Annotated in this window: 9 protein-coding genes and 2 pseudogenes; 8 read left to right on the top strand and 3 right to left on the bottom strand. The window is 71.1% G+C overall.

Annotation, left to right across the window (positions count from 1 at the left end):
• The first annotated feature begins 49 nt into the window (after nucleotides 1-49).
• The 6 genes from ABZ795_RS11595 (at nucleotide 50) to ABZ795_RS11570 (ending at nucleotide 6,945) form a co-directional block, all read left to right on the top strand.
• On the top strand, nucleotides 50-1,279 hold the full coding sequence (locus ABZ795_RS11595; protein WP_357530259.1) for a crosslink repair DNA glycosylase YcaQ family protein: 1,230 nt from the start codon (nucleotides 50-52) through the stop codon (nucleotides 1,277-1,279).
• 161 nt (nucleotides 1,280-1,440) lie between these two features.
• Nucleotides 1,441-1,956, top strand: coding sequence for a DUF2752 domain-containing protein (locus tag ABZ795_RS11590; RefSeq protein WP_327027219.1), 516 nt, complete (start codon nucleotides 1,441-1,443; stop codon nucleotides 1,954-1,956).
• Nucleotides 1,957-2,197: 241 nt separating this feature from the next.
• Nucleotides 2,198-2,941, top strand: coding sequence for an FAD-dependent thymidylate synthase (thyX, locus tag ABZ795_RS11585; RefSeq protein WP_357530353.1), 744 nt, complete (start codon nucleotides 2,198-2,200; stop codon nucleotides 2,939-2,941).
• Between the two features lie 78 nt (nucleotides 2,942-3,019).
• Nucleotides 3,020-3,946 (top strand): 4-hydroxy-tetrahydrodipicolinate synthase, encoded by a 927-nt coding sequence (gene dapA / locus ABZ795_RS11580; RefSeq protein ID WP_327022176.1) that lies wholly within the window; start codon nucleotides 3,020-3,022, stop codon nucleotides 3,944-3,946.
• A gap of 52 nt (nucleotides 3,947-3,998) precedes the next feature.
• Nucleotides 3,999-5,690, top strand: coding sequence for a ribonuclease J (locus tag ABZ795_RS11575; protein ID WP_357530258.1), 1,692 nt, complete (start codon nucleotides 3,999-4,001; stop codon nucleotides 5,688-5,690).
• Between the two features lie 70 nt (nucleotides 5,691-5,760).
• Entirely contained in the window at nucleotides 5,761-6,945 is a 1,185-nt protein-coding gene (locus ABZ795_RS11570) for a S1 family peptidase (RefSeq protein ID WP_357530257.1), read from the top strand.
• 63 nt (nucleotides 6,946-7,008) lie between these two features.
• Here the strand turns inward: ABZ795_RS11570 and ABZ795_RS11565 are convergent, their stop codons facing one another.
• Together ABZ795_RS11565 and ABZ795_RS11560 are read right to left on the bottom strand one after the other, a co-directional pair.
• A complete protein-coding gene (locus ABZ795_RS11565) occupies nucleotides 7,009-8,598 on the bottom strand; it encodes a YbjN domain-containing protein (protein WP_357530256.1) in 1,590 nt (529 codons plus the stop codon).
• A 35-nt stretch (nucleotides 8,599-8,633) separates the two neighbouring features.
• On the bottom strand, nucleotides 8,634-9,113 hold the full coding sequence (locus ABZ795_RS11560; protein ID WP_357530255.1) for a YbjN domain-containing protein: 480 nt from the start codon (nucleotides 9,111-9,113) through the stop codon (nucleotides 8,634-8,636).
• A gap of 110 nt (nucleotides 9,114-9,223) precedes the next feature.
• Between ABZ795_RS11560 and ABZ795_RS11555 the strand changes: the two are divergent.
• Both ABZ795_RS11555 and ABZ795_RS11550 read left to right on the top strand, forming a co-directional pair.
• Nucleotides 9,224-11,947 (top strand): annotated as a pseudogene (locus ABZ795_RS11555) (DNA translocase FtsK 4TM domain-containing protein); the annotation flags it as partial.
• A gap of 198 nt (nucleotides 11,948-12,145) precedes the next feature.
• A pseudogene (locus ABZ795_RS11550) lies at nucleotides 12,146-13,138 on the top strand (FtsK/SpoIIIE domain-containing protein); the annotation flags it as partial.
• 76 nt (nucleotides 13,139-13,214) lie between these two features.
• Here the strand turns inward: ABZ795_RS11550 and ABZ795_RS11545 are convergent.
• Nucleotides 13,215-13,442: a hypothetical protein gene (locus ABZ795_RS11545; protein ID WP_327022171.1), complete on the bottom strand. Its 228-nt coding sequence runs from the start codon at nucleotides 13,440-13,442 to the stop codon at nucleotides 13,215-13,217.
• Between the last annotated feature and the right edge of the window lie 34 nt (nucleotides 13,443-13,476).

Here is a 13,476-nt window from a genome sequence, read left to right as displayed (position 1 = left end):
GGTCCAGCGTGGCACACCTGTGTCGTACCGCTGGCGTAGCCTGCCCGCGATGGCCATCAAGGAATCGCTCTCCCTCACCCAGGCTCGGCGGATCGCGCTGGCCGCCCAGGGGTTCGCCGACCCCGCGCCCACCGGGGCCCCCACCCGTCGTCACCTGCGTCGGGTGCTCGACCGGGTCGGCCTGATCCAGATGGATTCGGTCAACGTGCTGCAACGGGCGCACTACCTGCCGCTCTACAGCCGGATCGGGCCCTACCCGACCTCGCTGCTCGAATCGGCCGCCTACCGCAGCCCTCGTGAGCTGTTCGAGTACTGGGGGCATGAGGCGTCGCTGGTGCCGGTCGGCCTGCATTCCGTGTTTCGCTGGCGGATGGCCCGGGCCAAGGCCGAGGCATGGGGTGGCATGCGCCACATCGCTGCGGAGCAGCCTGACCTGGTGGCCTGGGTCCGCGACGAGGTGACCGCCCGAGGGCCGCTGACCGCGGCCGAGATCGAGCACGACGCGCCCCGGGCGACCGGCAACTGGGGGTGGAACTGGTCGGCGGTCAAGCAGGCCCTGGAGTTCCTCTTCTGGGCCGGTGAGGTCTGCGCCGCCGAGCGCACCACCTCCTTCGCCCGCCGCTACGACCTGCCCGAACGGGTGCTGCCGGCCGAGGTGCTGGCCGCCCCGACGCCTACGGACGCCGAGGCGTACCGCACCCTGGTCGGCATCGCCGCCCGGTCGCTGGGAGTGGCGGCGGAGCCGGAGCTGCGCGACTACTTCCGGCTGCCGGTGGCCGGAGCCCGACAGGCCATCGCCGAGCTGGTCGAGGCGGGGGAGCTGCAACCGGTCACGGTGCAGGGCTGGCGGCACCCGGCCTGGCTGCACCACCAGGCCCGGCTACCCCGGTGGGTACGCGGCAACACCCTGGTCAGCCCGTTCGACCCGCTGGTCTGGGAACGGGGCCGCACCGAGCGGCTGTTCGACTTCAGCTACCGCATCGAGATCTACGTGCCGGCGGCCAAGCGGCTGTACGGCTACTACGTGCTGCCCTTCCGGCAGGGGGAACGCTTCACCGCCCGGGTCGACCTCAAGGCCGACCGCAAGGCCGGGGTGCTGCTGGTGCCGGCGGCCTGGGCGGAGCCGGGGGCCGACCCCGGGGAGACCGCGGTGGCGCTGGCCGCCGAGCTGTACCGCCTGGCCGGCTGGCTGGGACTGGACGCGGTGGCGCCGCCGGCCGCCGGAGACCTGGCCGCCCCGCTGGCCGCAGCCCTGGTGGGCCTGTCCGGTGTACGGTGAGGCTCGTGACGAGCGTTGACCGATCGCCCGCCCAGCCGCACCCGTCGAGCGGGGAACCGACCTTCCCCGGCACACCGACCGAAGCCGTGCCGACCGAGGCCGGGGCGGCTGTTGGCGGGCAGACCCTTGGCGCGCCCGGGGGTGCCGGGCCGGTTGCCGGGATGCCGGCGGGTGAGGTGGGTCCGGGCGGGTGGCCGGCGGGTCATCCGGGCGGCTATCCGGTGGTCGAGTCGGATCGACTGACCCGGTTCGTGGCGCGGATGTACGAGCGCACCCCCCGTTGGGTGGTGCCCTTGGCCGCGCTCGGCTGCGTCGGCGCCGGCATCGGTTACACCCTGCTCAGCGACCCCACCCGGTCGGCGCCGGACGCCCTGCCGAGCTGCCTGCTCAAGATGACCACCGGGCTGGACTGTCCTGGCTGCGGCGGCACCCGTGCCCTGTGGTACGTGCTGCACGCCGACCTGCCGGCCGCCGCCCGGCACCACTTCCTCTTCGTCTTCGCGTTGCCGTTCCTGGCGTACTTCTTCATCGCCTGGGCCGGCCGGCAGGCGTTCGGCTGGCGGCTACCCGAGCTGCGGGTGGGCCCGAAACTGGTGGGTGGCTTCCTGGCCGCCTGGATGGCCTTCTCGGTGGCCCGCAACCTCCCCTGGCCCCCCTTCACCGCCCTCTACGTCTAGCCCCACCCTCGCGCGCCCCCTCCCCACGCCCCCACACGCCCCTCTCTCTGCTCGCCGATCTTGCACTTTCTGTCGGGACAGAAGTGGTCAAGGGGTGTATTTCGGCGACCAAAAGTGCAAGATCGACGGGGCTGTCAGCGGGGTGGCGCGGGGGAGTCAGCGGGGTGAGGGTGGGGTGTGGGCGGTGGGGGTGCAGGGGTGGGGAGGGTGGGGTTGGGGTTAGAGTCGCGGCATGCCGGAGATGGTGCAGCCCCAGGTCAGGTTGATCGCGTGGACTCATTTCGAGCCACCGCAGGATGTGCCGTGGTCGACGGACGCCGACGGGGGGCAGGCGCTCGCGGAGTTCGCCGGGCGGGCCTGTTACCAGAGCTGGAAGAAGCCGAACCCGGCCACCGCCACCAACGCCGGTTACCTGGCACACATTCTGGAGGTCGGGCACCTCTCCGTGCTGGAGCACGGTTCGGTCAGCTTCTACTTCACCGGGGTGTCCCGGTCCTTCACCCATGAGCTGATCCGGCACCGGCACTTCTCGTACTCGCAGCTGTCCCAGCGGTACGTCCCGGAGCGGGACGCGGCGATGGTCGAGCCGCGGGTGATCGCCGAGGACCCCGAGCTGCACAAGCGCTTCGTGGAGGCCGCGGAGGCCAGCGTACGGGCCTACAACGAGCTGCTGGAGGGGCTGGAGCGGCACTTCGTCGACGAGCCCAACCCGACGCTGCGGCGCAAGCAGGCCCGTCAGGCGGCCCGTGCGGTGCTGCCGAACGCCACCGAGACCCGCATCGTGGTCAGCGGCAACTACCGCGCCTGGCGGCACTTCATCGCGATGCGGGCCACGGAGCACGCCGATGTGGAGATCCGCGAGCTGGCGGTGGAGTGCCTGCGGCAGTTGCAGGGGGTCGCCCCGAACGTCTTCGCCGACTTCGTCATCTCGACCCTGGCCGACGGTACCGAGGTCGCGGCGAGCCCGCTCGCTGAACAGTCCTGAGCGGTGGGGCTGCCCCGCCTGGCGAGCATGCCACCCTTCCCCGGCAGCCCTCCCTCCGCTGTCCGATAGGTTGTCACCATGACGCACGACCACGTTGACGCCCCGGCACGGGCGGTGTCCCGCCCCTTCGGTCGGCTGATCACAGCCATGGTGACCCCGTTCACCGCCGAGGGTGTGCTCGACCTGGACGGCGCCGCACGGCTGGCGAACCATCTCGTCGTGGAGCAGCGCAACGACGCGCTGGTGATCAACGGCACCACCGGTGAGTCGCCGACCACGACGGACGCCGAGAAGGAACAGCTGATCCGGACAGTGGTGGAAGCCGTCGGGGACCGGGCGCGGGTGCTGGCCGGGGTGGGCACCAACGACACCCGGCACACCATCGAGCTGGCCGCCTCGGCGGAGAAGGCCGGTGCCCACGGACTGCTCGTGGTCACCCCGTACTACAACAAGCCGCCCCAGGCCGGGTTGCTGCGACACTTCACCGCGGTGGCGGACGCCACCGGCCTGCCGGTGATGTTGTACGACATCCCGCACCGCTCCGGGGTGCCGATCGAGACCGAGACCCTGGTCCGGCTCGCCGAGCACGGCCGGATCGTCGCGGTGAAGGACGCCAAGGGTGACCTGACCGCCACCAGTTGGGTGACCAGCCGGACGGATCTGGCGTACTACAGTGGTGAGGACTCCCTGACGCTGCCCGCGTTGGCCGTCGGCTCGGTCGGCGTGGTCGGCACCTCCACGCACTTCACCGGCGCGGAGACCAAGCGGATGATCGAGGCGTACGACGCGGGCGACACCTCCACCGCCTTGGCCCTGCACCACAGGTTGCTGCCGCTGTTCACCGGAATCTTCCGTACCCAGGGCACGATTCTGGTCAAGGCCGGTCTGAACGTCCAGGGCCTGCCGGCAGGCCCGGTCCGGTCGCCGTTGGTGACGGCGACCGAGGACCAGGTGGCCCAGTTGCGCGCGGACTGCGCGGCAGCGGGCCTACCACTTCCCGAATGATCAAACGAATGCACGGACGCCGGGTGACGGCGCCGCAGAATGAGGTGAGCGCGTGACCGAGGCGCACAACGAGGAGGCTCAACTTCCCCCGCCGCTGCCGGAGGGCGGATTGCGGATCATCCCGCTCGGTGGGCTCGGCGCCATCGGTCGGAACATGACCGTCTTCGAGTACGACGGGAAGTTGCTTGTCGTCGACTGTGGGGTGCTCTTTCCCGATGTGGAGCAGCCCGGGGTCGACCTGATCCTGCCGGACTTCGGGCCCATCCTCGACCGGCTCGACGACATCCAGGCGATCGTGCTGACCCACGGTCACGAGGACCACATCGGCGCCGTGCCGTACCTGCTCGCCCACAAGCCCGACATCCCCCTGGTCGGCTCGCAGTTCACCCTGGCCCTGGTCGAGGCGAAGCTGGCCGAGCGGCGGATCCAGCCGTACACCCTGACCGTGCGCGAGGGCGGTCGGGAACGGCTCGGCCCGTTCGAGTGTGAGTTCTTCGCGGTCAACCACTCCATCCCGGACGCCCTGGCGGTGGCCATCCGTACCCCGGCCGGGCTGGTGCTGCACACCGGTGACTTCAAGATGGACCAGCTTCCGCTGGACGGCCGGATCACCGACCTGGCCGGGTTCGCGCGGCTCGGCGCCGAGGGTGTGGACCTGCTGCTGTCGGACTCCACGAACGCGGAGATCCCCGGCTTCGTCACTCCGGAACGGGAGATCGGCCCGGTCCTGGACTCGATCTTCGCCAAGGCGCGGGGTCGGATCATCGTGGCCTCCTTCGCCTCCCATGTGCATCGGGTGCAGCAGGTCTTCGACTCGGCGCTCGAGCACGGCCGCAAGGTGGCCCTGATCGGTCGGTCGATGGTGCGCAACATGGGCATCGCCCGTGACCTGGGCCTGCTGAACATCCCAGCCGGCCTGGTCGTCGGTCTGGACGAGGCGACCTCCATGCCGCCGGAGCAGATCGTGCTGATGTCCACCGGCTCGCAGGGGGAGCCGATGAGCGCCCTGGGCCGGATGGCCAGCGGTGATCACCGGCACATCACCATCGCCCCCGGGGACACCGTGGTGCTGGCCTCCTCGCTGGTGCCCGGCAACGAGACCTCGGTCTACCGGGTGATCAACCGCCTGGCCCGGGCCGGTGCGGTCGTGGTGCACAAGGACGTGGCCAAGGTGCACGTCTCCGGGCACGCCCCGGCCGGTGAACTGCTCTACCTGCTCAATGTCGTACGCCCGAGCAATCTGATGCCGGTGCACGGCGAGTGGCGGCACCTGCGGGCGCACGCGCGGCTGGGCATCGAGTCCGGGGTGGCCCCGGACCGGGTGGTGCTCTGCGAGGACGGCGACGTGGTCGACCTGGTGGAGGGCCGGGCCAGCCTGGTCGGCCGGGTCAAGAGCCGGTACGTCTACGTCGACGGCCTGGCCGTCGGCGACGTCAGCGAGTCCCTGCTCACCGAGCGGCGCATCCTCGGTGACGGCGGGTTCATCGCGGCCACCGTGGTGGTCGACTCGGTCACCGGCAAGGTGGTCGCCGGTCCCACCGTCTCCGCCAAGGGCTTCTCGGAGGACGCCGCGGCGTTCAACGCGGTGATCCCGCTGGTGACCGAGGCCCTGAACCGGGCCGCGGCGGACGGGATCACCGATCCCCACCAGCTCCAGCAGATCGTCCGTCGGACGGTGGGCCGCTGGGTCAACGACGCCTACCGGCGCCGACCGATGATCGTGCCCACCGTCGTCGAGGTCTGAACCGTTCGGAGCTCGGAGCCGTACTCCGCCCCGGCAGGCGTGCCCGCGCCTGCCGGGAGGAGCGTGGCGGATGGACCGCAGGAAATGGACAGCCCTCGGTGTCGTGGTGGCTGCGGTGGGCGCGGCGGCGGCGGTGACGCTGCCGTCCTTCGCCGGTGAGGGTGGCACGGCACCCAGTGCCTCTACCGCGCCGACCGTGCCGGGTGCCGACCCGGAACTGGTCGAGGCGATGGGTCGTGACCTGGGGCTGAACCAGTCCCAGGTGGCGGCCCGACTCAAGACGGAACGCTGGGCCGGCGGGGTGGTCGAGCAGCTTCGGACGGAACTCGGCACCGACTACGGGGGCAGTTGGCTCAGCGCCGACGGCGGCCAGTTGAACGTGGCGGTGGCCGACCCGGCCGAAGCGGCACGGGTCCGGGCCACCGGGGCGGTGCCGAAGGTGGTCGAGCGTGGGGTCGGGCAGCTCGACGCGCTCAAGACCAGGATGGACCGCAACGCCGCCCACGCCCAGCAGGTCTCCGGCTGGTATGTCGACGTGGCCTCGAACAGTCTGGTGGTGCTGGCCCAGCCGGGTGCCGAGGCGGCCGGCTGGCGGTTCGTCGCCCGCGCCGGGGTGGCCCGCCAGGCGGTCCGGATGGCCACCGAGGAGCAGCCGCGCCTCTTCGCCGATGTCCGGGGCGGGGAGCCGTTCTTCGTCGGCGCGGGACGCTGCTCGGTCGGGTTCGCGGTGGTCGGCGGCTACGTCACCGCCGGACACTGTGGCCGGGTCGGTGCCCGCACCTCCGGGCCGGACGGGGAGTTGCAGGGGGTCTTCCGGTCCTCCTCCTTCCCCGGCGACGACTGGGCCTTCGTGCAGGTGAACAGCAACACCAGGGTGTTGCCGGAGGTCACCGACTTCCGGGGCGGCATCGCCCGGGTCGCCGGCTCCCGGGAGGTGGCCGTCGGCTCGTCGATCTGCCGTTCCGGCTCCACCACCGGGGTGCGCTGCGGCACCGTGCAGGCCCGCAACGCCACCGTCCGCTACCCGGAGGGGCTGGTCAGCGGGCTGGTCCGGACCAGTGTCTGCGCCGAACCGGGTGACTCCGGCGGCTCGTGGATCTCGGGCAACCAGGCCCAGGGGGTCACCTCCGGCGGTTCGGGTGACTGCGTACGCGGCGGCACCACCTTCTACCAGCCGGTCAACGAGATCCTGCAACGCAACAACCTGACCCTGCTCACCACGCAGAACTTCCGCACCCTGGGCGGCCGGCGCTGATCGGCCGGGCCCGGCCGGCCGCGCGCCGGTCGGGCCCGCCGCACCGGGTGCGTCGGCACCGGGTCAGGGCAGGGCGGCGACCGCCTCGGCGTACGCGACCCCGGTCCGTACCGCCGCCTCCACCAGCACGGTGACCTGGGCCGGGGCCACCCCGTACGCCAGGTCGGTGGCCACCTCACCGGCCAGCACCAGCTCACCGTCACCGGGATCGTGCACGTACGCCTTGGGCAGCAGCCGGTCCCGGTTCCACCCGTTGCAGAAGGCGTACGCCTCGGCCCGGCGGTCCGCCGGCAGCCGGCGGTCGGCGACCACCCGGGCGTGCAGCACCTCGCCGCGTTCCCCGGCCCGCCGGAACTGGATCACCGCCTCCCCCCAGCGCCCCCGCACCGTGCCGGCGCTGTCCAGGGCGTACCGATCGCCCCGCCGGTCCAGCGCGGCCGTGATCATCCCCACGGAGAGGGCGGCCAACTCCTCCTCGCCCGCCGGGTCGGGTGCCCCGGAGAAGAACCCCTCGTCGGCCTCGTCCGGCTCCTCCGCAGGCAGCGGCACCGGCGCGGCCAACGGTCGTTCGGCCAGCCAGGCGGCCATCCGACCGGACTGGTGGCCGGTGCCGTTGCGGGCGTCGAAGCTGCCGGCCAGCTCGGTGGCGACCGCGAGCAGATCGGCGCCGAGGGCCGCCACCGGGACGGTCCCGGCGGGCCGCCCCTGATAGGCCGGTCGCGGTACGATCCGATCGCCGTCCTCCTCGGCGGCAAGGGTGCAGACCAGCGCCCCCGCTGCGGCGAACTCCATCACGGCCAGGTCCTCGTGCGGCTGGTCGAGCCGGGGCAACTGCTCGACCAGGATCGCCAGCCCTCGGTCCAGGTGCCCGCCCAGGGCGCAGTAACGCAGGTGGGTGGCGAGGTGGTCGAACCCCTCCGGCGCCACCCGGTGCCGCCGGTAGGCCCGTACGTGCGCCTGCGCCGCCTGCTGCGCCGCCCCCGCCCGCAACCAGGGCAGCAGGGCCCCCGTCAGGGCGGCCTCGGGCTGGGCGGTGCACCCCAGCGGACCGTCCAGCAGGGGTGCCACCAGGGCGATCGCCTCAGCCCAGTCGCCCCAACCGGCGAGCAGTTCGGCCTGGCGGACCGGCAGGCAGTCGGGACATCCGGCGGCCGGGTCCGGGTCGGCGGCCTGCCAACGCCGCAGCCAGTGCCGGGCGGTGGGCTCGTCGCCGAGATGATCGGCGATGCGGCAGCGTAGCTGGGCGACCAGAGCCGACCCGGTGTCGGCCGGGTCGTCGAGGTCGTCCAGCACGGACCGGGCCTGGTCGATGCCGACCCGGGGGGTGCCGAGCAGGGCCTCCACGGCGTACCGCTGGTAGCGGCGCAGGGTCTCGGCGTCCGGCCGCGCAAGGGGTGTGCCGTCCTCGGGGCGGTGCGGGCGGCGGGCCGCCTCCAGACAGCGCCGGACGGGTTCGAAGAGTCGCCACCGTTGGCCGCCGCGCACCTGGGCCTCGACCAGTTCGGACCAGGCGGCCAGCGCCGTGCCGGGATCGCCGGTGGCCTCCGCTAGGGCGGCCACCCGTTCCAGTTCGGCCGTACGCGCCTCACCGTCCGGCATGTCCCGCGCCTCGGCCAGCAGCTCGGCCGGTCGGCGCTCGACCGGTGCCGACATCCGGGGCCGGTGGCGGCGACCGGTGGCCCACCCGCTCACCGGTGGGCCGTCCCGGCCACCCGGCCCACCTCGGCGGCCAACCGGCAACCGGTGCCGATGCCCCGGTGCAGCAGCCGGTCCAGTTGGTGGGGGGTGACCCCCCGTTCCAGGTCGGTGATGACCTCGCCGCAGACCCGGGCCTGCCCGGCGTCGTCGACATGGACGAACGCCTTGGGCCAGAACCGGTCCCGGTTCCACCCGTTGCAGAAGTCGTGCAGCCGGGGCACCACCTGCACCGGGAAGGGGTGAATGGCGACCGTACGGACCTGGAGCAGCTCTCCGGCGTCACCGGCGCGCAGGAACCAGATGTGCGCCTGCGCCCACCGTCCTACCAGGTCACCCCCGGCCTCGGTGGTGACCGGGTGGCCCCGGTGGGCGAGCACCGCGGCGATCAGGTCGTGGGTCAGGGGCCGCAGGGTGCCCGGATGCCCGGCCAGCGGGTCGTCCAGACCGTCGTCGTACTCCGGCGACGCCATAGACATCCCTTCGCAGGCGAATATCACGACAGGTGGCGGGGACCGCGTTGCGACACGCGGAGCCGACTGGAAGACCGGCGTATCGCGGGACCCGCCGTTACGGTGATGCTATGGCGGGCCGTACCTCTCAGGCGAGCCGGCGACGCGGCGCGTCGCCGCGTGCTGGCGCGAACAGTCGTGCCCGTCAACCGGCGAAGAAGGCCACACCGGCCCGCCGCCGTACCGCCTCGCGAGGTCCCGGCCCGGCCGCCTACATCGGTCGGGCGGTCCGTGCGGTGTGGATGGGGCTGGCCCACAGCGTCGGCTGGGCGGTACGCGCCGCCTCGGGCCGTGACCTGGAGCCGGAGCACCGCCGCGACGGCGCCGGGCTGCTGATGATCGGCCTGGCCCTGCTCAGCGCGGCAGCCCTCTGGTTCTCCGCCGCCGGGCCGGTCGGCGCCCGCCTGGCCGACACCGTCCGGCTGTTCCTCGGCGCCATCTCCGTGGTGGTGCCGGTGCTGCTGGGCATCGGGGCCTGGCGGCTGATGCGCGAGCCCAGCGATCCCGAGCACCGGGGCCGGGGCTGGGTCGGCTGGGGTTCCATGCTGATCGCCACGGCCGCGATGCTGCACATCGGGCAGCAGCCGGGCGACCCGGGGGAGCGGGACTTCGCCGGGGGCCTGATCGGCGCGGGGGTGGGCAGCCTGCTGGAACGGGCGGTCACCGCCTGGGTCGCGGTGCCCCTGCTGATCCTGCTGCTGGTCTTCGGCCTGCTGGTGGTCACGGCGACCCCGATCAACAAGATTCCCGAACGGCTCGGTCTGCTGGCCGGCAGCATGGTCGGCCAGACCGGGCAGGAGACCGAGGAGGCCCCGGCCCCGCCGGCCCGGCGTCGCCCCGCCAAACGCACCCCGCCTCCGGTCGACCCGGAAGACTTCGACGACCTGGACGATGTGGATCTCCAGGAGACCATCGTCCTGCCCCGCAAGGCGCCCTCCCGGGTGCCGGCCAGCCGCAAGCCGGCCGAGCCGCCGGAGCACTCCCCGGCACCCACCCGCGCCGAGCAGTTGGCGCTGACCGGGCTGGCCGGTGACTACACCCTGCCGCCGGCGAACATGCTCGGCAGCGGGGCCGCGCCGAAGACCCGCAGTAAGGCCAACGACGAGGTGATCGCCGCCCTGACCGGGGTCTTCGAACAGTTCGACGTGGACGCCGCGGTCACCGGCTTCACCCGGGGGCCGACGGTCACCCGCTACGAGGTCGAGCTGGGCCACGGGGTCAAGGTCGAGCGGATTACCCAGCTGTCCCGCAACATCGCCTACGCGGTCAAGTCCCCGGACGTACGCATCCTCAGCCCGATCCCCGGCAAGAGCGCGGTCGGGGTGGAGATCCCGAACACCGACCCGGAGAACGTGGCCCTTGGTGACGTGCTGCGCTCCCGCGCCGCCACCAGCGACCACCACCCGATGGTGGTCGCCCTGGGTAAGGACATCGAGGGCGGCTACGTGGTGGCCAACCTGGCGAAGATGCCGCACATCCTGATCGCCGGGGCCACCGGCGCCGGGAAGGCTCTGGCCCTGGACACCCCGATAGCCACACCTGATGGCTGGTCCACGATGGGCGAGCTCGGTGTCGGCGATCAGGTGTTCGACGAGCACGGCCAGCCATGCACGGTCGTGGCCACCACGCCTGTCATGCACGGTCGACCTTGTTACGAAGTGGAGTTTTCTGACGGCACCGTGATCGTCGCTGACGCCAACCACGAATGGCGTACGACGACCCGGGCCGAGCGCACGCAACGTTTGCACAGGTGGAAGGACGGGTCCTACTGGTCACCAGCGGATCGCGAACTGCTCGCTGGCCGGTTGACCGAGGTGTTGATGGAACCGGACCGCCCTGTGTCGAGCAGGGAGGTCTTGACGGAACTGGGCACACAGTTCCAGAACGTGCTGTACCGGATCCTCCGGAATGCCCCCAGGAAGTCGGTGCTGGCCAGGGTGCCGTACGAGCGTGCTGGCCGTGTGGTGACTCGTTGGGTCCCCACTTATTCCCGGCACTACGTGTACGAGGCGTTGTCCCAACGAGTACACGCTCCCGGTCGGTCGGTCGGTCGGAAATACCGTGCCCCGGGCAGCGTGACAACGGCTGAGATCGCCGCGTCTCTTAGGGTGGGACCGAATGGACAGTGGACCAACCATGCCGTGGATGTCGCCGCCCCGCTGAGCTGTCCCGAGCAGGAACTGCCGGTCGCTCCGTACACCTTGGGATGCTGGCTGGGCGACGGGACGACCGGTTCTGCCATGCTCACCACTGCCGACGACGAGATTCTTGATCAGATCCGGATCGACGGCTACGTGTTGACCAAACACCCGAGCAGTAAACTTCACTACACCATCTCGAACCGTCCCGACCGTGAACGACGTATCGCAGAAGCGCTGTTGCTGATTGAGCAGGGACTGGGTGGGCGAGCCGCAGCCAAGCATGTTGGTGTGTCGGTGGCAGCCATCTATCGTGCTCGGAAGCAATGCCAGCCAGCGGGCGTCTGTGTACCGGTGACATCGCCTGAACCCTATCGGCAGCCATACCGAACGCTGCGAGCGCTCTTTCGGGAGATCGGGGACAAACATATCCCGCCGGTGTACCTCAGAGCCTCTGAGTCTCAACGCCGTGCCCTGTTGGCTGGTCTGCTGGACACTGACGGCACCGTCTCGAAGCGAGGCGGCGTGGAGTTGACGCTCACCAACGAGCGGCTTGCCCGTGACACCCTCGAACTTATCCATGGCCTTGGCTACAAGGCGACGATGACAACGAGGGCTGTTGGAGGAAGGAAGCCGACGACCTCGACTGCTTATCGGATTCGCTTCACTCCATTGGACAAGGTGTTCCGGCTTAGCCGAAAGCTGAGTCGGCAGGTGGTGGAAAACCGTGCCACGGTGTCCCGCCGGTACATCGTCGACGTGCGGCTGGTTCCGTCGGTGCCCGTCCGCTGTATTCAGGTGGACAGCCCGAGCCAAATGTATCTGGCCAGCCGGGCCAACATACCGACCCACAACTCGAGCATCCTCAACTCGCTGCTCGTGTCCATCCTGACCCGGGCCACCCCGGACGAGGTGCGGCTGCTGCTGATCGACCCCAAGCGAGTCGAGATGACCGGCTACGAGGGCATCCCGCACCTGGTCACCCCGATCGTGACCAACGCGAAGAAGGCCGCCGACTCGTTGGAGTGGGTGGTCCGCGAGATGGACATGCGTTATGACGACCTGGCGGCCAACGGGGTCCGGCACATCGACGACTTCAACCGCAAGGTCCGCAACGGCGAGATCAAGGCGCCCCCGGGCAGCGAGCGGGAGATCCGGCCGTACCCGTACCTGCTGGTGATCGTGGACGAGCTGGCCGACCTGATGATGGTCGCCCCCCGCGACGTGGAGGACTCCATCGTCCGGATCACCCAGCTGGCCCGGGCCGCCGGCATCCACCTGGTGCTGGCCACCCAGCGGCCGAGTGTGGACGTGGTGACCGGCCTGATCAAGGCCAATGTGCCCTCCCGGCTGGCCTTCGCCACCTCCTCGCTGGCCGACTCGCGGGTCATCCTCGACCAGCCGGGTGCGGAGAAGCTGCTGGGTCGGGGCGACGGGCTGTTCCTGCCGATGGGCGCCTCCAAGCCGATCCGCATCCAGGGCGCCTGGGTAACCGAGCGCGAGATCAACGACGTCGTGAAGTTCTGCAAGGACCAGCGCGAACCGGAGTTCCGTCCGGACGTGCTGGCCCCCGCGCAGGACAGCAAGAAGAAGATCGACGAGGACATCGGCGACGACCTGGACCTGCTGGTGCAGGCGGTCGAGTTGGTGGTCACCTCGCAGTTCGGGTCGACCTCGATGCTCCAGCGCAAGCTGCGGGTCGGCTTCGCCAAGGCCGGCCGCCTGATGGACCTGATGGAGACCCGGGGGGTGGTCGGCCCCTCGGAGGGCTCCAAGGCCCGCGAGGTGCTGGTCAAACCGGACGAGCTGGAAGAGGTCCTGGCGGGCCTGCGCGGCGACGAGGACTGACCGCCGCCGAGAGCACCGATGGGCATACGTCACGGGCCCGCCGCGTGTCGCGGCGGGCCCGTGGCGGGTCGGTGGCTCAGAGGGCGCCGAGGATCAACATGCTGAGCAGCATGGCGACCACGTTGGCGCCGGCGGCGTACCAGCCCAGTGGCTTGTCGCCGAGCACCGCGCCGACGATGCCGAGGACCAGACCGATGACTCCGAAGAGAATCGGATTGAGCAGCAACGCGAGAACCGCGCACACGAAGCCCACGATGGTGCAGATGCGGGCGGCGCTGGTCGAACGAACGGTGCTGGTGGCCATGTCTGCCTCCGGATGGTGAGTCTTCCTCTGCCGT

It is taken from the genome of Micromonospora sp. NPDC047134, assembly GCF_040643455.1.
In the GTDB taxonomy this organism is placed as follows: Bacteria; Actinomycetota; Actinomycetes; order Mycobacteriales; family Micromonosporaceae; genus Micromonospora.
The sequence above is the reverse complement of the archived record's forward strand: the minus strand, read 5'-3'. Positions and strand labels throughout refer to the sequence as shown.